The 21,096-nt window shown below is 52.1% G+C and carries 18 protein-coding genes and 1 riboswitch; of the genes, 8 read left to right on the plus strand and 10 right to left on the minus strand.

Going from position 1 to position 21,096, the window contains the following annotated elements; translation table 11 throughout:
- Window positions 1–50: 50 nt before the first annotated feature.
- The 3 genes from M4I36_RS15995 to M4I36_RS16005 all read right to left on the minus strand — a co-directional run bounded on the left by M4I36_RS15995 (window position 51) and on the right by M4I36_RS16005 (window position 3,467).
- Window positions 51–1,001: an ROK family protein gene (locus M4I36_RS15995; RefSeq protein WP_258112757.1), complete on the minus strand. Its 951-nt coding sequence runs from the start codon at window positions 999–1,001 to the stop codon at window positions 51–53.
- 177 nt (window positions 1,002–1,178) lie between these two features.
- On the minus strand, window positions 1,179–2,462 hold the full coding sequence (locus M4I36_RS16000) for a glucose-6-phosphate isomerase (protein WP_258112758.1): 1,284 nt from the start codon (window positions 2,460–2,462) through the stop codon (window positions 1,179–1,181).
- 213 nt (window positions 2,463–2,675) lie between these two features.
- Complete coding sequence (locus M4I36_RS16005) at window positions 2,676–3,467, minus strand: HAD family hydrolase (protein ID WP_258112759.1); 792 nt, start codon at window positions 3,465–3,467, stop codon at window positions 2,676–2,678.
- Between the two features lie 384 nt (window positions 3,468–3,851).
- Between M4I36_RS16005 and M4I36_RS16010 the strand changes: the two genes are divergently transcribed.
- Window positions 3,852–5,195 carry an MBL fold metallo-hydrolase gene (locus M4I36_RS16010; RefSeq protein WP_258112760.1) on the plus strand — a complete coding sequence of 448 codons (1,344 nt, stop codon included), beginning with the start codon at window positions 3,852–3,854 and terminating at the stop codon, window positions 5,193–5,195.
- 143 nt (window positions 5,196–5,338) lie between these two features.
- On the opposite strand, the gene M4I36_RS16015 is transcribed toward M4I36_RS16010, so the two are convergent.
- Window positions 5,339–5,674, minus strand: a complete 336-nt coding sequence (locus tag M4I36_RS16015; RefSeq protein WP_258112761.1) for an SCP2 sterol-binding domain-containing protein — start codon at window positions 5,672–5,674, stop codon at window positions 5,339–5,341.
- A 271-nt stretch (window positions 5,675–5,945) separates the two neighbouring features.
- On the opposite strand from M4I36_RS16015, the gene M4I36_RS16020 reads away from it, so the two are divergent.
- Complete coding sequence (locus tag M4I36_RS16020; RefSeq protein WP_258112762.1) at window positions 5,946–6,977, plus strand: class I SAM-dependent methyltransferase; 1,032 nt, start codon at window positions 5,946–5,948, stop codon at window positions 6,975–6,977.
- 157 nt (window positions 6,978–7,134) lie between these two features.
- Here the strand turns inward: M4I36_RS16020 and M4I36_RS16025 are convergent, their stop codons facing one another.
- Window positions 7,135–8,406 (minus strand): zinc ribbon domain-containing protein, encoded by a 1,272-nt coding sequence (locus M4I36_RS16025; RefSeq protein ID WP_258112763.1) that lies wholly within the window; start codon window positions 8,404–8,406, stop codon window positions 7,135–7,137.
- A 166-nt stretch (window positions 8,407–8,572) separates the two neighbouring features.
- A riboswitch (cyclic di-AMP (ydaO/yuaA leader) is annotated at window positions 8,573–8,763 on the plus strand.
- A gap of 2 nt (window positions 8,764–8,765) precedes the next feature.
- Between M4I36_RS16025 and M4I36_RS16030 the strand changes: the two genes are divergently transcribed.
- A complete protein-coding gene (locus M4I36_RS16030; protein ID WP_258112764.1) occupies window positions 8,766–9,584 on the plus strand; it encodes a C40 family peptidase in 819 nt (272 codons plus the stop codon).
- A 313-nt stretch (window positions 9,585–9,897) separates the two neighbouring features.
- On the opposite strand, the gene M4I36_RS16035 is transcribed toward M4I36_RS16030, so the two are convergent.
- Window positions 9,898–11,445, minus strand: a complete 1,548-nt coding sequence (locus tag M4I36_RS16035) for an aldehyde dehydrogenase family protein (RefSeq protein ID WP_258112765.1) — start codon at window positions 11,443–11,445, stop codon at window positions 9,898–9,900.
- A 100-nt stretch (window positions 11,446–11,545) separates the two neighbouring features.
- On the opposite strand from M4I36_RS16035, the gene M4I36_RS16040 reads away from it, so the two are divergent.
- The 3 genes from M4I36_RS16040 (at window position 11,546) to M4I36_RS16050 (ending at window position 15,253) form a co-directional block, all read left to right on the plus strand.
- A complete protein-coding gene (locus M4I36_RS16040; RefSeq protein ID WP_483860620.1) occupies window positions 11,546–12,829 on the plus strand; it encodes an amino acid deaminase/aldolase in 1,284 nt (427 codons plus the stop codon).
- Window positions 12,817–14,148 carry a D-arabinono-1,4-lactone oxidase gene (locus tag M4I36_RS16045; RefSeq protein WP_258112766.1) on the plus strand — a complete coding sequence of 444 codons (1,332 nt, stop codon included), beginning with the start codon at window positions 12,817–12,819 and terminating at the stop codon, window positions 14,146–14,148. The genes M4I36_RS16040 and M4I36_RS16045 overlap by 13 nt, the downstream gene beginning before the upstream one ends.
- A 211-nt stretch (window positions 14,149–14,359) precedes the next feature.
- Window positions 14,360–15,253: an ROK family protein gene (locus M4I36_RS16050; RefSeq protein WP_258112767.1), complete on the plus strand. Its 894-nt coding sequence runs from the start codon at window positions 14,360–14,362 to the stop codon at window positions 15,251–15,253.
- 178 nt (window positions 15,254–15,431) lie between these two features.
- On the opposite strand, the gene M4I36_RS16055 is transcribed toward M4I36_RS16050, so the two are convergent.
- Window positions 15,432–16,148, minus strand: coding sequence for an SDR family oxidoreductase (locus M4I36_RS16055; protein ID WP_258112768.1), 717 nt, complete (start codon window positions 16,146–16,148; stop codon window positions 15,432–15,434).
- Window positions 16,149–16,397: 249 nt separating this feature from the next.
- On the opposite strand from M4I36_RS16055, the gene M4I36_RS16060 reads away from it, so the two are divergent.
- Entirely contained in the window at window positions 16,398–17,615 is a 1,218-nt protein-coding gene (locus M4I36_RS16060; RefSeq protein ID WP_258112769.1) for a cytochrome P450, read from the plus strand.
- Between the two features lie 87 nt (window positions 17,616–17,702).
- Here M4I36_RS16060 and M4I36_RS16065 read toward each other — a convergent pair whose 3' ends face one another.
- The gene (locus M4I36_RS16065) at window positions 17,703–17,894 is read right to left on the minus strand and encodes a hypothetical protein (RefSeq protein ID WP_258112770.1); all 192 of its coding nucleotides are present in this window, start codon (window positions 17,892–17,894) and stop codon (window positions 17,703–17,705) included.
- A gap of 301 nt (window positions 17,895–18,195) precedes the next feature.
- Here M4I36_RS16065 and M4I36_RS16070 point away from each other — a divergent pair, with 301 nt between their 5' ends.
- Window positions 18,196–19,524: a methyl-accepting chemotaxis protein gene (locus tag M4I36_RS16070; protein WP_258112771.1), complete on the plus strand. Its 1,329-nt coding sequence runs from the start codon at window positions 18,196–18,198 to the stop codon at window positions 19,522–19,524.
- Between the two features lie 19 nt (window positions 19,525–19,543).
- On the opposite strand, the gene M4I36_RS16075 is transcribed toward M4I36_RS16070, so the two are convergent.
- Both M4I36_RS16075 and M4I36_RS16080 read right to left on the minus strand, forming a co-directional pair.
- Window positions 19,544–20,098, minus strand: coding sequence for a cupin domain-containing protein (locus M4I36_RS16075; RefSeq protein WP_258112772.1), 555 nt, complete (start codon window positions 20,096–20,098; stop codon window positions 19,544–19,546).
- Window positions 20,095–21,081 carry an aldo/keto reductase gene (locus tag M4I36_RS16080; protein WP_258112773.1) on the minus strand — a complete coding sequence of 329 codons (987 nt, stop codon included), beginning with the start codon at window positions 21,079–21,081 and terminating at the stop codon, window positions 20,095–20,097. Before M4I36_RS16080 ends, M4I36_RS16075 begins: the two co-directional genes overlap by 4 nt.
- Window positions 21,082–21,096 lie beyond the last annotated feature (15 nt).

The raw sequence follows: 21,096 nt of genomic DNA on the forward strand, positions 1-21,096 counted from the left end.
TGGAGAGGGACTTTTTCTTTGACAGCATCAAGATGAGGTAACGCGATTTCTCATGCTTCCGAATCTGCAAACTGCCAAGCGAGGCGAGCTGCACCGAGCATTCCAGCGCTCGACCCGAGTTCAGCCGCAACGATTCTACACCCATTGGCCACACGATGAAGGGCCGCCCGCGAAAATTCTACTCGGAGCGGGCCGAGCAACGCATCACCAGCATTGACTAAACCACCAGACACAACGATGGTGTCTGGATTGAGTGTGTTTGCCACCGTGCTGAGGCCTACGGCAAGCCAGTGAATCATGGTGGACAGGACCGTCTGTGCCGCTTGGTCCCCACTCTCCGCCAATTGAAAGACATCTTCTGCGCTGAGGGGTTCATCATGGCCCCGCGGAGACTGGAGTCCAGCCCTCACCCCGTCTCGGACGAGTGCTGTTGCGGAAGCCAAAGTCTCCAAACACCCGTAGTGTCCGCAGTTACACAATTCGCCATCCGGTTTAATCGAGATATGGCCAATTTCACCAGCCATCGTGGTCACCCCGCGATACACCCGACCATCTAGGACAATTCCGCCGCCAACCCCCGTGCCAAGAGTGACACAGAGCGCACTTTTTGCATTTTTACCGGCACCCTTCCATACCTCTCCAAGGGCAGCCAAGTTTGCATCGTTGTCGATCATCACAGGTAAGTCCAGCTCTGCTGTAACGAGATCGACAATCGGTACGTCCGTCCAATGTAAATTAACTGCCTGTTCGATGATTCCTTTAGGAACGTCCAAGAAGGCTGGAAGTCCAATCCCAACAGACGCCACATCTGCCTTATGAAGCCCAGCTTCTTTTAATAAATTTTCCAAACGATGGTGGAGCGTCTTTGCAAAAGCCTCCGGTCCCGCCTCCGCCTCGGTCGAATAAGAGACCGAAGCAACCACCCGACCATCTTTTGCAACAAGAGCCGCCTTTACGTTCGTTCCGCCCACGTCCACTCCAAGTACGATTGCACGACTCATGAATTCCCCTCATTTTCTCAATACAAAGTGGATGCATTACAAATAACTATTTTGCACCTTCTTCATTTGAACCCGGACCAGCATCTTTGTCCAATGACATTTTACCGCGCACAAAGACAGCATACGGACGTGGGCGGAGCCAAATGCATCTGGACCAAGTCCCCAGAGCGAGCCAGACTAGCGAAGACGCGATTGCATCTCTTGTTTATAAGCTTCCACTCCAGGCTGGTCGAACGGATTGACTCCCGCCAAATACCCACCTATCGCGCAAGCAAATTCAAAAAAGTACACCAGCTCTCCAAACACCTGCTCCTTGGGTCCCGACATCCGAACGACGACATTCGGCACACCCGCGTTGACGTGAGCGGCTACCACAGATTCCACCGCAACGTCTTGAAGTTCTTCGAACGTCTTACCAGCGAGATACTGACTTTGTTCATCCAAATCCTCTGGCAGTACAACCGTATTGATTTCGTCCGCAAAGTGGACATCCAGCACCGTCTCCATAAGAAATTTGCGGGAATCTTGAACGTACTGCCCCATGGAATGAAGGTCTGTCGTGTACTGTAACGTAGTTGGAAAAAGGCCAGTGCCATCTTTACCTTGGCTCTCACCAAACAATTGTTGCCACCATGCAGCAAAGTGTGCAACTTGAGGTTCGTAGGTCACCATCACTTCTGTCGTAAAACCCCGCATGTACAAGAAGTGGCGAAGCGCCGCATACATGAACGCCGGATTAGTCATAATCGGCGTGCTTCTCATCGCGTTATACGCGTCAGCGGCACTGGCCATCACTTCATCCACATCCAACCCGGCAATGGCCATCGGCAACAGTCCAACGGCTGTGAGAACCGAGTATCGCCCTCCAATGTCGCGCGGAATGGGTAACACAGAATATCCTTTGAGACGCGCAAAGGCATTCAGGGCTCCCTTGGATTCATCCGTAATGGCACAAATTCTCTCTTTGGAATTCTCGCCATACCGCTCTTCCAAATAATCTCTCAGAACGTGAAACGCCACTTGCGGTTCCAAAGTTCCGCCCGATTTCGATATTACGACCAGCGTGACCTCGTGGTCATCCAAATAACGCAACAAGTCTGTCATATACTGCGAACTCAACTGATTTCCCGCAAACAAAATTCGGTCCACGTCTTCAGGATAGGGGAAACTTGACCCCATCATCGACAGTGCTGCTCTCGCTCCCAAGTAACTCCCGCCAATTCCCACAACGACGGTAACATCTGACATTTGGCGAAATTGATTCGCAATGGTGAAAACTTGTTCCAAAAGGCGCTTGTGGTCTTCTGCGGGCCAATGCAACCATCCTTTATTGCCTTTATGTACATTCATGTCCCACAACAGTCGATGCGCCAATTCTAATTGTCCGATCATATTTTGCATATGGGTCTCTTGGAACCAATGATCAACTGGGGCCAATTGAAGCTGTAACACAATAAACATCCCCTTTGGCAAACATATTTTTTAGTGTAGCGTAACGGCTCCTTCAGGACAATGATCCAGAAAAGAGATAAAGCTCCTCAGCGCACGTCCGAGGAGCTCTCGTCGATTCTCACGGTCCGCCGTTCTCACCGTTCGAGACCCATACCGAGGCTTGTCTGCCAGTCGCAGCAGACACATGTGACATTCTGAACGCTCGGTTCGAAACACAGTGCTTTATCCAAAAACCTCTAAAAGAGTGCTCGCTAGTTGTCCTGGGTGCGTCAGTTGTAACGTCAACTCTGGATGAGGTTTCCGGATGTATCGATCAATATAAATGGTGGCTATGCCCAATTCTGTCGCGGGAGACATTTCATTTCGATAATGGTCCCCTACACTAGCCATTAAATTCAAAGGTACATCAAAGGATTTACTCCAACCGCGAAAAAGTTCGCGAATACGATGAGGTTTTTGCGACAGAAACGAGTGGTCTTCAAAGAGGTCGTCCAATTGAAGTTTTCGGAGTAGAGCCCGACTGTCCGGCTCGGGACTATTCGTAGCCAATACCAAATGCACGGAAAGTGACTTCATTCGAAGGAGGGCTTCTCTCAACCCCTTCATCGGCTTCATGGAGAACTGGTCCGAGGCCATGTGCTCTCGTGTCGTCAGAAATGCTTCTGCTAGTCCTTCCGGAGTAATCCCGTGATACAGTGCGAGTGCCGCATAGACACCCCATGGGTCGTCAACATGAATGAGTCTGCCCGCATCCACGCCTTCCGGAAGGTCCATCCCCTGTGCAAAGTAGCGACCGTTTCCCGCATCAAAGCTACCCCCAAACGCCAATTCCCCTTCCTGCCTCAAGGCTGCACCAGCCGTCGCCCGAAAACGCTGCTGCCGCTCGCCTGGCAGTCGATTCGCCAGTTCTTCGCCATAGACGTGAAAGTGATTTGTCTCCTCGTAGACAGTGCCGTCCAAATCAAATACATATAATCGACAATCTCTCAACCGCTGCCTGACCGCTTCCTGCACCACGTCATCCCCCTGAAGGTTGTCTCTGTGTACCACTTTCATCTCGTCACATTGTGCCAAAATACGCATTTGCGACCGCACCACGGAACCGAGTCACCAAATTCGTTCAGACGCTTCCAGAAAAATCCGCTTGTCTTATTCACGCACTGTGTTCACGCACTGTCAGTCCAGCGACGTGACATGAATCGTCTGCGGCTCCATACGCCATATTACCATCCTAGGTCAGTCCATTTCTCTCGGACAAGTTAAGATTTTGTAAAGCCTCTTTACAAAATCGTTACATGCCATGCACCATTTCCGCAGAATGCTTGTGCTATTCTGGACTCTGCGCAACGCGCGTGGGTGGAAAATTTCCATTCAGCTGTTCGAGGAGGGTGACTCTAGTTGTCCACACAATTCACATTGCACGGTGGGATTGACACCATTGGCGGTACGATTATCGCCGTGATGTGCGAAGGGCATCGCTTGATTTTTGATATGGGCCGAGTCCATCATGCCAAACTCCCTGCATTCGACGCCGTTCTTTTGCCGAGGAGCATCCGCGATTTGCAGCACAGCGGAAACGCACCGCAACTTCACGGAGTATTTCAAGGCGACGAAGAGTGGGATGGAAAGACGCTCTTAGCGCTTTCGCACAATCATCTTGACCATACAGGCTTGTTACCGTACGTTCAGCCACAGATACCCATTTTGGTGTCACCAGACACCCATCACATGATGACCGCACTAGACTTAGTGTCCGACGGATTTCGGAAACCATTAAACTACGAAGAAATCCCTTTCGGACAAGTGCGGGAGTTTGGTCCCTTTCGAATTCTCTTGACCCCGGTCGATCACGATACGCCAGGCGCATCAGCCATGCTTATTGAGACCCCCGACATGCGCATGGTCTATTCCGGCGACCTGCGGCTGCACGGGCTCCATCCAAACTGGACCGAAGACTTTGCCGCAATGGCCTCTGCCTTCAAACCAGATGTACTCTGGATTGAAGGAACGAGATCGCCCGCAGTCAACAATGACAATATCCTCAAAGAGCGAGACATAGAGCCTGCTCTGGTCGAAGGACTGCACACGGCCACTGGCGCTTATTTCACTTTCTATCCACGTCATCCAGAGCGCGTTCACAGCTTCTTGAACGCAGTCAAGGCGACATCTCGAACACTGGTATTGACCGCCGAGAGCGCGTACTTATTTGACGAATTTGAAGGCCCCACTGCGAGCGACACGTTTCTCCTTCTGTCTGACGATGAACAGACTTGGTCACCTGCACTGGCACAGCGTGTCAAGGAACGAGGGTGGAAGACCATTTCCAGCCGGGAATTGCACGGCCGCGACCGCGAATTTTTTGTACAATTGCCCTATCCGCTCCTTGGCTCTCTGATTGATATCAAGCCCGCTCAGGGCTCCAAATTTTTTCACATGAACGGCAACCCGCTTGGCCCCCATGAACTGGCCTGGGACAATTTACATCGATGGCTTCAGTATTTCGGAGTGGACTTCGTCTATACCGGATCGACCGGACACGGGTCGCGCAGCGACATCCATCAACTGATTTTACAGATCGATCCGCGCGTGGTCATGCCCATTCACTCACTCCAGCCACAGCGTATCGGCGTGAGCCACATTGCAAGAATTCTTCCCGTTTTAGGAAAGGCGTACACGCAAAGTGACCTGCAAACAGCCGGTTGTCCGACACAGGCGGAGTTGGACGCAGCCAATGCAGACTGACGCCTCGATAGCAACGGACCGTCTTACTCGCGTGTGACATAACTAAAGGGCAGAGAACGGTCCTCCGAAGAAAAATAACGAGCAGGATAAACACGGTCTATCAGCCCGTCCATCCTGCTCGTTTCGCCACTCTGCCTTCTGCACTATGCTTGGAGCGACTTCAACAAACTCTCCAATTTCATCGCAAGTCCCAAATTACCCTCGATTTTCAATTTGCCCATCATGAATGCCGTGGTTCCATTCAGGGAGCCGTCCATCATTTTGGAAAAATCCGAGGCAGAGATGTTGAGCGTGCAGTCCGCATCTTCAGCATTTCCTTCCGCGACCTCTGCTTTTTCCTCGCGAATTCGAATATAGAAATGTCCTCCGTCATCCCCCGACAAGTTCAACTGATAAACGGCGTCTTTTTGACCGGATGGAACTCCCTTTTTTGCAAGTCCAGACTGAACCGCAACATAAATTTCGTGAGCAGTAGCCATTTCCTCGCCTCCTTGATGAGATTCAGTGCACGAAACTCACTCCACCATTCACTATACCAGGAAAATGACATCGCATCATCCGTTCATCCGTTAATTTTTCGCGACTTCCTCCAAATCGCGCGAATTGCGCGTATAGTATGAGGTATAGACGAAGTGTCACGATGTCGTTTTCGCTCAACCTTTTCTCGAACAGCGAAGATATCGTGGCACAAACGACCACCTGGAGGTGACCCGAGTGAGTCTCCCCTTGACTGAAACCAGAGGAGAAACTGTGGAACGGAATTGGCCTTATGACGAAAGCGACATCGGTCAGACCGCGCTCTTTCCGCAATACCGTGCCGATTTACGTTCCCCGCATCCCACAGAACTAAACGCGTTTATCCAGGACAACATTGTAAAGGACTGGTCGTCTCTTACCTGGAAACAAGTTGGAAAGCCTTTCCGAGTGGTCAATTATGCGGAGGGGAAACGACGGTGGGAGGAGAAAAACGGAGACACGTTGCCAGTGCAAAAATCTTGGGAACTGTTCAATCAGTCCTTTCACACGTTATTCATGAAAGACGTTCCAACCGAGCGCAAACGGGTGATGACGGCCCTTCTCAAAAATGTCTCTCAGTTGCATTGGAAGCGGGCGGCGCGGGTGCTCGGCGAGTTGGAAGAGTTGACTCTCTGGAATACGGCGCACCGCATTCAAGATGCAATTTGGGATCCCAGGGGCAAGCGCGCACTCTTTCAGGGACTCGATATTGACAAGCCGCGCGTCCTGTTTCTTGGCGCAGCAGACGGTTATGAGGCCATGCAGCTTTACGCGATGTATCCCGGCGGCGAAGTCGTATTGGTGGACTATGATGATTTTTGCAGAACGGACCGATTTGGGAAATTCCCGGAGCAATATCCATTCTTGGGAGTAGACCCGAATACCGGCTCCCATAAAGTCTGGTACAAAGACCAAATGAACATCTCATTCATCACCGACGACATCCGCAATCTCCCGTTTGGTCGAGAATTTGACATCGTGGTCAGTGTCGGATTGATTGAGCACTTTCCGGATGAGCACAAAGCGGAGGCCATCGACTTTCACCGCCGCTTTCTCAAGCCGGATGGTTATGCCATTCTGACCACACCCAGGCTGCAGTGGAAATCGCGCCTCTTCTATCATGTCTTAGCAGAATGGATGAACTACACGTATCGCGAACTGATGACGGTCCAACAGATGGGCCTCTATCTGTACGAAAGTGGATTTGAAATTCTTCGTCACGGCACCATCAAAGCGCACAACGGCATTGTCGCCCGCATCCGCTGAGCAACCCGACCGTCACCTGTGTCGCCACCGCGCCACTCTTCGTCTGTCGACAGTATACCTCCGAACCTTCACGGGTTTCGCGCGGACTTTGTGCGCGAAGTTTCAGGCTGCTAACGCAGCACTACCTTGACGAGAGCCCGCGGACACAAGCCGCTGGCTATCTCGTCTCTTCGCCTCTCGGCAGGCGTTCCATCGGAAGCCGAATCAGATTTCGCAATGCATTCTCTTCCGTGGTGGACTGATAGTCGCAGTGTTCACAGTGGTAGTTCGGACCAGACGATTTCGATCCCGCTCCACACTGTGAGCACTGTCGTTCCAAAATGCGGGGGTCCATCTTGACGACGTCAATCCCTTTATCCGCAGCTTTGCGCAGTACCTGCATCTGTAAGTCAAAGTAGGTCCAGGCGCCTAAAAATGCCGAACCGCTCGACCGCAACGACAAGTCATCCATGCGAATTGAGGAGCATCCTAAGCGAACTGCCGTATCGACAATTCTCCTTGCATAGGTGTGATTGACTGTGGCTCGAAAGCGGCTCACTTTGTCTTCCAGCTCAGTTAATGGCTCAAGACGCTTTTTGCGCCCATGCCCCGTTCGTCCGGACCCACAAACGCGAATTTGCCGCTGCAGCCGACGGCGTTTAGACTCCATAGCCAGGTGATGCTGCTTGACGGCCGAACCCTCGATGACACAACTCCAGTCCGGTCGGTCACTGACCACCATGACCGCTCGATTCGGGTCCGCCATACGCACTCCAAGGACGCGAGAATCGTGAGGCAACTGGCTCGATTCGACCGCGTAGGTCAAGTTCAAAAACCATTTGTGTTTCGTCTCCTGATAAACGATGGAACTTTCCCGAATGGGTGTCTCCCCATTGATCCACTGTTCGAGAATGTGTCGAGCTAAATTTCGACCCGCATGAATTCTTACGGTATAGGTCGTACCCATCGCAGCGCGCTGCTCCTCGGTCCAATGTGGCAAAGAGCGCACCCACTGCTGACCGACTCGGCTGAGAAGACTTAGCTCCAACTCCACATGCCGGCCATGGTCGACAAAAGCACCGTGACGAATGCTCGCTTTGTGCAGCAGAATAGGATTCGTGTTGCGAAAACTCGGGAAAGACTGGCGTCCCGCCAAGACAGCCTGGCGCGACTGATGCCAGACACGCTCAGCCTGAGTCACAGTCGATGTCAAGTTCTTCGCATGGACAATCCCAAATTCGTCGGAGATAACCTGATAGAGCCACGTGCGAAACGGCTTATCCGTGGGTGCCACAGGCAAGAACTCCTGCTGGTAGCAGTATTGAACGACTCGATTTTTGAGTCGAAACGACTCCTGTTGAAGGGTCTTCAAAATGTACTGAAATATAGGCCATTCACAGGAGACGGGGCGAATGATTTCGTACTTCATCGACTTAATAATGGTTGGCACAGGCAACTCCTCGCATACGTCTTCTCGCCTCTAAGATTAGCATAAGTTGCCATGCTAATTGACATCATTTCAAAAAGAAAATGCTCATCCAAACAAAAATAGTTTTGCTATTCAAGAAAAATAGTTGACCTCATTCGCCAAAGTCCAGTATACTTTCGCCAGACGCTGTCAAAAAACGCCGAACCCCGCTGGCGTCCGGGGATGGGGGATATTCATTTTGGGGCGAATCCTATTCTTGGCAGTTTAGCGGTTTTGCGCGAAACGCGCAAGACGCGAGCGGCACAAGATTAAGTAGGGAACTCACCAGCTGCTTGCCCGAGCCCGTCAACTAACCTCGTAGGCGAACAAGGAGCTCATCAGTGAAGAAGTCTGTCTCATTCGCCATGTCGGTCGCTTTGTTCGCCGGGTTGAACACTTCTGTAGCGTTGGCGGACACCCTGCACTATCGTGTCGAGTCCGGAAACTCTCTTTATCAGATTGCAGAAGAATATCACACCTCCGTCGTCAACTTGAAGACGTGGAACCACCTCGACAGCAACTTAATTGACGTTGGTCAAGAGTTGGTTGTACATGCAGACACGAACACCCAGTCGTCACAAGGAAGCACGGTCACGGTAGAACCTGGGGACAGCATTTGGTCCATCAGCCAGGCACATGGAGTGACAATGGCGGAATTAGAGCGCTGGAATGGATTGAACAACGACAGTATCCTACATACAGGGCAAAAGCTTCGCCTTTACGGCACGAGCGGCTCGATGGTGCTCAGTGCTCGCGGAGACAGCCCGGCCAGCGCTCAACTTACAAATGCCGTTCTCGGGGAACGAATTGCAGAATTCTCCAAACAATTCGAAGGTTATCCGTATGTGTGGGCAGGGACCAGCCCTAGTGGATTTGATTGCTCGGGTCTTGTCTACTTTGTCTATCTCCATTTTGGCATGAATTTGGGAGAGTCGAGTTACACTCAGTTTAACGAAGGTACGCACGTAGCCGAGTCGGATTTACAACCGGGGGACTTAGTGTTTTTTGATACGGACGGTGGCGGCGCTTCCCACGTTGGCATCTATCTCGGCAATGGGAGTTTCATCAGTGCGCAGACACCGCAGAGTGGCGTGCAAATTGCATCCCTCGACAACTCGTACTGGTCCAATCACTATGTCGGTGCCAGTCGAATCGTCTGAAGACTGCATCCTCTCTTAGGTTCGGATGTGGGCTAGTAAACGATTTCGCTGTTCAAGGAATCCATAGGGAACATTTAAGACACATTGCAGCGAGTCCATCTGCTCGTTTGTCCGTAAACATCACAGACGAGGCCAGATGGACCGCTCATTTGAACTTGCATACTACTATGCTTCTTGCGTATAGAAGCTCCCCAAAATGCTTTTCAAAGGCGTTACGAGAGTTGCTTTTAAGACCTCAGGCACTGTGCGAAAAGGTACACAAAAACCAGTTTCGTCTCTCGTCTCATGGTCGAATCTACTCTTCGACCGTGCCTCAAGCCTCATCGCGACTCCGTTTGGTCAATTGGCGATACGCTTGAAGAAAGGCAAACCAGTTGCGCCGTTCGCCATAATAACTCCGAATCAATTGGCGAAAGAGTACGTATTTCCCCTGATACGGGAACCAAGTGGGTTCCCGCAAATTCACACCCCTGTCCACCATCACCGCGGTTTGTCGACAGAACATGCGAATTCCATCGGCGCCATGCGAACGGCCTAGTCCACTCGACTTTTCTCCCCCAAACGGGAGATGCTGGTTGACAATGGTGATGACTACATCATTGATCAACACATTGCCTGTGACCAATTGGGATGCGACGCGTCGAGCTTTGCCGAGATTTTTGCTCCAGACGCTGGCACTCAAGCCGTAAAGACAGTCATTGGCGAGGCAAATGGCTTCCTCTTCCGTGTCAAACGGGAGAATTGGCAAGACTGGACCGAACGTCTCATCCTGCAAAAGTGGTCCGTCTGCACGTGCGCCAGTGACAACCATCGGCGGTATAAAATAGCCGTTCTCTAAGTTCCAGGCATCTGGACTCTGGCCCGTCTCAAGTTGTGCATGGTGCTCCAACGCATCGCGCACATGTCGGGAAACCACTTCCACTTGGCTCCGGGATGTCATCGATCCGATGTCGGCATCGGGCCCCCTTCCTTGAACCAATTGCTGCGTTCTGGCGCTGAGTGTTTCTACGAACCGTTCGTATGCGGCACGCTCTACATAAATCCGCTCGACCGACATACAGACCTGACCAGAATTCATGAATCCTCCCCACAATGCGGCCTCCACAGCTCGCTCCAACGGCGCGTCTGCAAAAACGATCATCGGGTCTTTACCGCCGAGCTCCAGGGTGGTAGGAATGAGTTCGCGCGCCGCAACAGCCGCAATCGATTGACCCGTTTGGACAGACCCCGTGAAAAAAATATAATCCGGATGACCTTCTACCAAGCTCGAGCCCAACTCTCGCCCACCGTGAGCCACTTGCAAAACGTGCTGAGGAAATTCTGCCGCTGCAAACACACTTTCGATGACTGTGCCGATGAGCGGCGTTATCTCCGAGGGTTTGAGAATGACCGTGTTGCCCGCGGCCAACGCGTTCAAAACTGGAATCACTGTCAGTTGGAACGGAAAGTTCCAAGGAGCGATGATGAGCACTACGCCGCGCGGATGATATTCCACGAAAGATGCCTTGCCTTTCAACAACAGCGGCGTGCGAACCTTCTGTGGCCGCAAAGAATCCGCAAGAGATTTCTCGACGTGAGATATGGCCTCCAAGACAGGCAACACTTCAGTCGTCAGCGCCTCGACTTGCGGTTTGCCCGTGCTATCGGAAATTTGCTGGGATACTGCGTCTAAATTTTGCACCAGGTGAAGGCGCAACTTCTTGAACCTGATGAGGCGCTCTTCCACGCTTGTCTTCGACCACTGAGCAAACTCCGTTCGGGCGGTTCGATACAGGTCGGCCACTGCCGCAACAGGGGTCTCTTCCACCTCTTGCAAACGTTCAAGCGTAGCCGGATTTGTGGCGGACATGCGAGCGGTCACAATTTTTCCCTCCAACCAGTCGTTTGGTCTTCTCAACATACCATGTCTGGGGTAATATTCAATACATGTTCTATTCAGAATCATACTAACCATTGGTGAAATGAATCGCGAGACACAGTGGTCTTGTCACGCGCATACCGGGAGGAATGTTCTCAATGATATCCAAATTGCATTTCTGCCGTCTCGGCATCTGCCGATGATGCCAACCTACACAGAGTACCGAGAACTGTTCGGTAAAATGCCGATGCCCTTTGCTTTTGTCAATCTCGATTTGTTTCAACAGAACGTGGAAGAAGTTGCCGCACGTGCTGCTGACAAGCAAATTCGCGTCGCCACGAAGTCGGTGCGCAGCGTTGCCATGCTTCGACATCTTAAAGCTAGTTCCCTGCCGCTCTCCGGTTGGATGTGTTTCACTGCTCAGGAAGCCTTGTATCTAGCAGAGCAAGGGTTTGACGAACTTCTCCTCGGCTATCCCATATGGCATCCAGACGCCATTCAATCCGTGGCGAGAGCCATCGGAGACGGTCGGAGAATTACTCTGATGTTAGACTCGGTCGATCACGTTCGTCACATCGCCAACATCGCAGAACAGGTCGGGGTACGCATTCCGGTCTGCATCGACATCGACATGTCCACGGAACACGTGGGATTTCACTTTGGAGTGAGGCGGTCGCCTGTCCGGGCGCCAGAAAGTGCGCTCACGGTTGCTAAAGAAATTCTTGCCTCACCGTGGTTAATTCTCGATGCCATCATGGGCTACGAAGCCCAAATTGCTGGCGTCATTGACAACTTCCCTGGGCAAGCACCCAAGAATGCCATTATTCGTGCGCTTAAGAGGCAGTCTATCCCGCGCATTGCGGAGCGGCGCGCCAAAGTCGTCGCTGAGATTGAAGCCCTCGGAGTAAACTTGCGCGTTGTCAACGGAGGCGGAACCGGCAGCATGGTCTCCACATGCTCAGAATCATGTGTCACTGAGGTGACGGTCGGTTCTGGATTTTACAGCCCCGGTTTGTTTGATCACTACCGTCAATTTCGCTTTCAGCCAGCTGCTGGATTCGCCGTTGAAATCGTACGTCGACCCGGGCCAAATCTGTACACCTGCGCGGGCGGCGGGTATATCGCCTCGGGAGCCGTTGGAGTGGAAAAATTACCTTTACCCTTTTTGCCGGAAGGTCTGCAACTGCTCCCATTAGAAGGTGCTGGAGAAGTTCAGACACCTCTGCGCTATGCGGGCAGCGAATTAAATTTGGGCTATCCTGTATTCTTTCGCCACAGCAAAGCAGGTGAGTTGTGCGAGCGATTTACGCACCTATATCTCGTCTCAGGAGGACAAGTAGTCGACAAAGTAACAACCTATCGGGGGGATGGCCAATGCTTTCTGTAGAGGATGTCGTCCACAAATCGAGATACCGCTGGAGTAACTGGTCCGGCGTCTGTGTTACATCTCCACAAACGATTGTCTATCCCTCTACAGTCGAAGAGGTCGTGTCAGTGGTTCAAAGCTGTGCTGTTCGCGGTCAAAATCTGCGCGTAGTCGGAGCTGGACACTCATTTACTCCACTCGCCGCCACCCATGACGTACTCATGTCACTAGACCGTCTCTCCGGATTAGTCGACGTGCAAGTGGAAGAAAGAACAGCCACCGTCTGGGCGGGCACAAGACTCAAAACACTCGGTGAATTACTTCACCATCACGGATTGGCCCAAGAAAACCTGGGCGATATAGACGTTCAATCGATTGCTGGCGCCATCTCTACTGGAACACACGGAACGGGCGGCAACTTCGGCACCATCGCCACCCAGGTCATTGGTTTGACGGTGGTATTGGCCTCCGGCGAAGTCGTCGATTGCTCAGAAACGAGTCATCCAGAGTTATTCTACGCCTTGCGCGTTTCACTCGGTGCACTCGGAGTGCTCGTCAAAGTCAAATTACGCCTAGTTCCATCCTTCCGAATGGTCTATGAAAGCCGTCGCATGCCGCTCTTGGAGTGCTTGAACCAATTGGATGAGTTAAAAGCGGATCATCGGCACTTTGAATTTTACTGGTTTCCACACACGGACATGGCGCAAGTCAAATGGATGGACGAGACGGCAGACGCTGTCCAAGTGCGCTCGATGAAAAAATATTTTCAAGACGTCGTGATGGAAAATCGAGTCTACGGCGCGTTGTCAGAATTGTGCCGAACCATGCCCACATTGTGCAAAACGGTCAGCCGCCTTTCTGCCAACAATGTTCCGGTGAGCAGAACGGTTGACTACAGCCATCGTTTATTTGCCACACAGCGACTCGTTCGGTTTAATGAAATGGAGTACAATCTGCCGAGTGCGGCCATGCGAGAAACGGTGCTGGAGATGGAGGAGGAAGTAAGACGCGCCAAATTTGCCGTGCACTTCCCCGTTGAGTGCCGTTTTGTCCGCGGCGACGACATTTGGTTGAGTCCCGCCTATCAACGAGACTCTGCGTACATCGCTGTGCATATGTACAAGGGTATGGAATATGAACCCTACTTTACCGCGATGGAACGCATTTTTCGCACGAAAAACGGCAGACCTCATTGGGGAAAATTGCATACTCAACGCGCAGAGACTTTGGCCGGACTCTATCCACGCTGGAACGATTTTCAGCGGATTCGTGCTATAGTGGACCCTTCTGGAATGTTTCTGAACGATTACTTGAATGCCCTGTTTCATCCTACACCCTGACCAAGTCGTCTTTAAAAACGGAAAGAGAGCGGTTTCCCGCTCCCTTTCCGCTAATACCATGTAAGGTCTGCAGTGAATGTTTTCATGGCAACCACACCCTCAACTCGAAGTATTCGCGTTTTCGGTGAGCTTGTTCATCACACATCACCTTCCCTTACGAACCGTAGTATGCCCGCCTCGACACGTTTCATACAAAAGGGGGACATTTTTTGTGAAAATCGGCGCCATCGAAGCGGGTGGTACAAAATTCGTCTGCGGCATTGGCGATGAACATGGGCAGGTAGCAAAATCCATCACATTCCAGACCACCACGCCCGAAGAAACTTTGTCACACGTGCACGCCTTCTTCCAGAGCGAACACATCGACGGACTGGGTGTGGGTGCATTTGGCCCGCTGGAATTGGATAGACAATCGCCTCTCTATGGTCACATCACCACGACCCCCAAGCGACACTGGCAGCACTTTAACCTGCTAGGAGCACTGAAGGACGAGTTTTCATGTGATATATACCTGGACACCGACGTAAACGCGGCCGCCCTCGGCGAAGCTTCTTGGGGAGCAGCAGCGGGGCATCAAAATTGCATATACATCACCGTCGGTACCGGGATTGGCGCTGGGTTGCTTGTGGAGGGTAACTTGGTGCATGGATTGCTACATCCAGAGGTCGGTCACATGCTGGTCCGCCGTCGCGCAGGAGACACATTCTCCGGGTGTTGCCCGTACCATCAAGACTGTTTGGAGGGGCTTGCGTCAGGTCCGGCGATTCAAGCACGTTGGGGTGAGGAAGCCTCTCTTCTCGCCAACAATGACGCGGTCTGGATGTTGGAGGCTTACTATTTAGGACAGGCACTGACGAATCTAATTCTCACCGTATCTCCAGAAAAAATCATTCTCGGTGGTGGCGTCATGCAGCAGGCACAGTTGCTTCCCCTCATTCGACGGGAGGTACAGACATTCCTTGCTGGATACGTCGAGAAAAGGGAGCTCGGTCAAACCATAGACCAGTATATTGTCGATCCCGGTTTAGGCCAGATGGCTGGTCTCAAAGGCTGTCTCGCCTTGGTCGTTCGGGGGTCCCGCTCACATAGTCCGGCTTCGCAATAACGCGAGGCAACGCCCAGGTCACAAAGGCCCTAGTGCGTCATTCTGTGTGACCCGCGGTTATAAAATCATTCATGACCTTTAAGGCCGCAGTTTAGAAGAAAATGCAGGTCGACTTTGTTGACATTCTTGCACCAAAAACCAGGCGCTCGGCCCATGCCGAGTGCCTATTTTCGTCTGCTTAGGCAAGGAGCGCGCCGCCGTCAATTTGGACCACAGTGCCAGTCGTAAACCGACTTTTCATGAGATACAACGCTGTCTCTGCAATGTCTTCCGGCTGCCCAACGCGCTTCGCTGGCAAACTTGCCCCCACTTGAGCAAACATCTCATCGCGACTGGTTTTGTCCATACCGTCATACATCGGAGTGACCACAAGCCCCGGAGCGATGCAGTTGACTCGCAGCGGGCTTAACTCGACCGCCAACGCCCTGGTCAGACCCTCCACCGCCGCATTAGTGGCAGCTAACGCCGCTGCTCCCGACGCAGGACGACGAGAGAAGGAGCCTGAGAAAAACGTGATGCTGCCTCCCTCCGCGATGGACGGCGCAGCGATTTTGGCGGACATATACTGACCCCAAAACTTGCTGTCAAAGACTGCTTTCGCTGCCTCCACCGACGTCGTTACAAAACCTCCCATCGGCGTTTCTCCAGCCGTCACTACCAAGTGATGGAACTTGCCTACCTGTGCGAAAAAGTCGCGAATAGACTCTTCTTTCATCACATCGACCGTATATCCTTCGGTGCCTGCCCCAAGCGTATTTAAAGCACGCTTTACGCGCTGTTCGGTGCGGCTCGCAACCACAACCTGTAGCCCTGCTGCGACCGCCTTCTCTGCTACGGCAAGACCAATGCCCGACGTTCCGCCAACAACCACTACTTTAGTCCCACGCTCGCTCATTCGTTCCACTCCTTCGCTCACACAACGCCTTATCTGCCTTTCCCTGATGCAAAACGGCACATGAAGCTCCGCCTCTACGCTCTAAATTTCTGTCATTATTGTACCAGATGCGACCACTGGCAGAAGCCGCATGTGCATCTTGTTCTCTCTACAGACATAGTATCGCGCGCTTTGCACCACACTATCATCACTTGGCACAATTGCCAGTGCGGTAGCGCAGAGTAACATCCATAGAGAGGACGGATGGGAATGACCACAGAAAGCATCGGTTTACCGGCCGTGATGGTGCCAGTTGATGGATTGGCCTCGCCTGAGGCACGGCTCAATCCTTTCTCCTTTTACTCCCGCATGCGCATTCTCACTCCCGTCCGGTATGACGAAACACGAAAGACGTGGGACGTTTTTGCTTACCATGACGTGCATCACGTACTCACCCATCACCAGTTATTCTCATCAGAACGCCCAAAAACTGGACCTGTCTTGCTCGGTAGCATCATCGGCAGCAATCCTCCACGGCATACCAAGCTGCGCACCATTGTCAGTAGTGCGTTCACACCGAAGATGGTTAAAGGCTTGGCCCCCCGCATCGAATCCATCGTCGACTCACTTTTGAAACACAATCTGTTCAAGGGTCAGATGGAATTCGTGCACGACTTTGCCGTTCCACTGCCTATCATCGTCATCGCGGAGCTGCTTGGTGTCCCCTCGTCAGATCACGCTCTGTTCAAACGCTGGTCGGACGTGATTGCAAAAGGTGCAGCCGATAACACGCAAGCAGCGGCCGAAATGTTGCTTCATGACAAGGAGCGAGCCAAGACAGAACTGGACGATTACTTTCGAGTTTTATTGCGAGATCGACAAAACCGTCCGCAGGACGACCTTATATCGCGATTGGTTCAGGCCGAAGTCGACGGCGAGAGACTCTCTGAAGAAGAAGTATTGGAGTTCTGCATCCTGCTCTTGGCTGCTGGCAACGAGACCACCACCAACCTACTGACCAACGCCGTGCGACGATATGTGGAAGATTACGGACTTCAAGACCAACTCCGCCACAATCCCAATTTAATTCAAAGCAGTACAGAGGAGGTTCTTCGTTATTACTCTCCGATTCAGGCGACGAATCGATATGCACGCGAAGACGTTTTACTCGGGGAGCAAAAAATCTCGGCCGGCGAACAACTTGTGGCCTGGATTGGGTCTGCCAATCGCGACGACTCTGTTTTTGACAAAGCGGAGGACTTTGTTCCAGACCGACAACCCAATCGCCACTTAGCATTTGGTCACGGAATTCATTTTTGTCTAGGTGCTCCTTTGGCTCGACTGGAGGCGGAAATTGCTCTTCCAGCACTACTTCGTTCTACTGAGGAAATGCGGATGATAGCGGGGCACGGACTCAAACCCATTCTCAGTTCCTTCGTGTACGGAGTCAGTGAACTCTCCATTCAGTTCATCCCGCGTGAGTCATGACGAGGATGTAGTGGTTGCGTGGATTCACACGCGCCTGCCCCCCGTGGATGTATGGAACCGCAACCAGACCGAGCTGATTCCAAATTCTCAATGGGTTGGTTGCGGACCGTCTCTTTGCAAGGTCCGAAAAGTAATAACCAAAACATCCTGATGCCTTCGCACATCCACGATGCGAATTTCGGAGCGGGCGACCCGCTCTTGAAGTTCTTTCAGCAATATCTGATTTTGGGCACTATCGGCACGCGAAAACGTCAACGTTTCAAACCAGACTCGGTTCATTCCAGCCATCCCTCCTCTACCATCGTACTCAGCAGAAACCACAGTCTATTTCGCTACGAAAGTAGAAAGCATCCAAAGCGCCGTTGTTATGTATACTCACTATAATGATTGACAACCCTTCAAATCAAGAAGATTTGTTATATAATCTAACAAATTGTGTTTTGACGTGTAGACTTTTTGTCAGAAGTGGGGACAAAACATTTTTCGGGCCAAGCAGGATTTTATAAGCGCCGAGAGAAATCGTCTTTCGAAGAAAGTCTTGATTCTTCCGAATTTATACTACTCGAAAGGTGACTAAAGCATGACGCCCACCGTTTCTCTTCGAGCTTATCTCCTGCGAACCATCCTCACCGCTGCTCCATCCGCGAGCATTCTCGGTATTCTCGTTTCTCTCGTCAATCACTCACGAAGCGAAGAAATTGTCTGGAACCTCGTCATCGCGATGGGGGGCGGTATCGTCATCGGGGCAGTCATTGCTGGGCTCAACTATCGTCGATTCGTCAAACCAATCCACTCCATTGTTGTGTACATCCACGAGTTGGAAAGCGGAAATTTAGAGGCAGAATTGTCCCTTGAGCAAACAGGCCACCTCCGCTCCATCGGCGTGTCGCTCACACGGTTGATGTCAAAGCAACGTGCTTTATTAGAGGAAGCGTTCACACTCTCTCACCAGTTAGACCAGCAAAATGAGTTGCTGACAACCCTAGCCGAAGAGTTTACCGCGACGACCCGACAGACCGCCTCTGATGCGACCGCTCTTCATCACGAAACACGGGAGACCCTACTGCAACTAGAAAAGGCCCAAGACAACGTACGCGGATGGCGACAACAGGTAGACGGCGTTCTCGGCACATCGGCCACAGAGTCGCAAGATTTTGACCAATTGTGTGCCAGTTTGCTTCAATCCAGTAACCTGCTGGAGAATGTATCTCAACAAATCACAGATACCAACGAATGGATGCGGTCATCTACATCCCATATGGGTGAGTTGTCTGCCTCATCGAATCGCATTCAAAAGGCCGTTCAACAAATTCAACAATTTGCAGCACAGACAAATTTGCTTGCGCTTAACGCGTCCATTGAGGCCGCACGGGCCGGCGACGCAGGGCGGGGATTCACCGTGGTGGCCAGCGAAGTTCGCAAATTGGCCCTCAGTTCGGCAGAAGCTTCGCGGAACATACAAAGCGTCACGAGCGTCATGGCCGAAGTGACCAGCGCCGTGACACAGTCGCTCGTTCAAACTGCAGAGCAAGTGGAGAACAGTCATCGCTGGATGATGGAAGTGGTGCGCGCTACCGCAGAAGTCACCGAGCGACTCCACCGGATGGAGCAAAGCCGCCAAAACATTCAAGCGACACTTCGAGAAACGGCGGCAACGACGACCCATTTGGATGAATGGATGGACACCTTGTCCAGTCAGCTCCAAAGGACCTCGGGCCATATGACGGCATTACTGGAAGCATCCACAGAACAGGTGGAACATGCTCGTCACGTGCACGGTACCGCACTCGTCATGAAGGAGCATGCAAACCATCTGCACCAACTCTTGGAATGGGAATCGGAAGAAGACCAACCAAGTATGAGCCAAGAGGAGGAGCTGGAGCGTACCTCCGCCATCCAGGTCATGTAGCTCCCCCTTGGACCGAACGTTACGTCATGCGGAGAATCGTATCTCGGTGCTGTGGATACGCGGACAACAGGGTATCTCGGTCGAACAACTCAAAGTCATCGAAGGAGAACCCTGGATTGACCATGCACCCAACTAGGCTGAAAGCATCCGGAGAAGACGGTTTTTCGAGGTAGGCTCCGAAAATAGTACCTCGCGGAACCACAATCTGCGGCCTTTGTCCGCGTGAGACCGCCAGCCCGAGCGGTACCTCCGTAAGCTGGCCGTCTGGCGACAACATCACCACGATCAAACTCTCCCCCGCATGAAAATACCACAGTTCATCGGATGTCAAACGGTGCAAACGAGATACATCCGATGCCGTGAGGAGAAAATAGATACTCGTGGCAAGCCGTCTCGGGGCTGCTAAGTCCCTTACTTGTTGTGCATCTTCTCGCTGAACAGAGGTCACCCACTCACGAGACTGATAAAACTCCGCGTAATATCCGCCTTCGGGATGGGGCTCCATGGACAGCTCGGACACAAAGCGCTCTGCTTCTGCGGAAAGCGGGCGTCGATGAACTCCGTTCGAACTCATTGAGTCAACCTCGCCATCGTTGCTGCTGGATAGCGCTCGCCAACCGCAACTCCTTTGGGGGCAATTTTCTCGATACTAGCAAGTTCTTCGGAAGTAAGCATGATCTCGGTGGCAGCCACATTTTCACGCAAATAGGTAGTCTTTTTGGTCCCTGGGATTGGCACGATGTCAGCGCCGCGAGCGAGTAACCACGCGAGCGCCAACTGCGCTGCAGAGCAACCTTTTTGGGCTGCAATCTCTTCAATTTTATCTACCAATTGAAGATTTTTCGCGAAGTTTTCAGCCTGAAACCGTGGCGAATGTCGACGATAATCGTCTTCAGGAAGATCTTCGAAAGTTCGAAACTGGCCCGTTAAAAATCCGCGTCCGAGGGGACTGTATGCAACAAACCCAATACCCAGTTCACGGCAGGTCGGTAGAATCTCCTCCTCCACATCGCGGCTCCACAGCGAATACTCGGTCTGGAGCGCCGTAATCGGGTGGACGGCCTGCGCTCGCCGGAGCGTTTCCGCGGATGCTTCAGAGAGGCCCAGATAGCGAATTTTCCCCTCTCTTACCAAATCCGCCATGGCTCCAACCGTCTCTTCAATCGGTGTGGACGGATCGACCCGATGCTGATAGTACAAATCAATATGATCTATCCCGAGTCGTCTCAAACTGGCATCGCACGCTTCCCGAACGTACTCCTTGCGTCCATTGATGCCCAGGTATTGACCATCAGCAGAACGCACATTTCCAAATTTGGTCGCAAGAATGACTTGCTGCCTATGGTTCTGAAGGACCTTCCCAACCAATTCCTCGTTTCGTCCCACTCCGTACATGTCTGCTGTATCCCAGAAGGTGATGCCGAGGTCAAGAGCCATTTCCAGGGTATGGATGGACTCCGCGTCATCCCGGCCAGCGTAGAATTCAGACATCCCCATACAACCAAGACCCAAAGCAGATACCTCGAGCCCCTGGGTCCCCAGCTTGCGCTTTTCCATCCAGACGTCCTCCCT

The organism is Alicyclobacillus sp. SP_1, assembly GCF_024706985.1.
Classification (GTDB): Bacteria; Bacillota; Bacilli; order Alicyclobacillales; family Alicyclobacillaceae; genus Alicyclobacillus_I.

Excerpts from the sequence above, each read along its gene's own strand:
- M4I36_RS16015 (WP_258112761.1), bottom strand. The coding sequence starts at position 5,674 with ATGGCTACTGCTCACGAAATTTATGTTGCGGTTCAGTCTGGACTTGCA.
- M4I36_RS16070 (WP_258112771.1), top strand. The coding sequence starts at position 18,196 with ATGACGCCCACCGTTTCTCTTCGAGCTTATCTCCTGCGAACCATCCTC.
- M4I36_RS16065 (WP_258112770.1), bottom strand. The coding sequence starts at position 17,894 with ATGAACCGAGTCTGGTTTGAAACGTTGACGTTTTCGCGTGCCGATAGT.
- M4I36_RS16075 (WP_258112772.1), bottom strand. The coding sequence starts at position 20,098 with ATGAGTTCGAACGGAGTTCATCGACGCCCGCTTTCCGCAGAAGCAGAG.
- M4I36_RS16060 (WP_258112769.1), top strand. The coding sequence starts at position 16,398 with ATGACCACAGAAAGCATCGGTTTACCGGCCGTGATGGTGCCAGTTGAT.
- M4I36_RS15995 (WP_258112757.1), bottom strand. The coding sequence starts at position 1,001 with ATGAGTCGTGCAATCGTACTTGGAGTGGACGTGGGCGGAACGAACGTA.
- M4I36_RS16045 (WP_258112766.1), top strand. The coding sequence starts at position 12,817 with ATGCTTTCTGTAGAGGATGTCGTCCACAAATCGAGATACCGCTGGAGT.
- M4I36_RS16080 (WP_258112773.1), bottom strand. The coding sequence starts at position 21,081 with ATGGAAAAGCGCAAGCTGGGGACCCAGGGGCTCGAGGTATCTGCTTTG.
- M4I36_RS16040 (WP_483860620.1), top strand. The coding sequence starts at position 11,546 with ATGAATCGCGAGACACAGTGGTCTTGTCACGCGCATACCGGGAGGAAT.
- M4I36_RS16000 (WP_258112758.1), bottom strand. The coding sequence starts at position 2,462 with ATGTTTATTGTGTTACAGCTTCAATTGGCCCCAGTTGATCATTGGTTC.
- M4I36_RS16055 (WP_258112768.1), bottom strand. The coding sequence starts at position 16,148 with ATGAGCGAGCGTGGGACTAAAGTAGTGGTTGTTGGCGGAACGTCGGGC.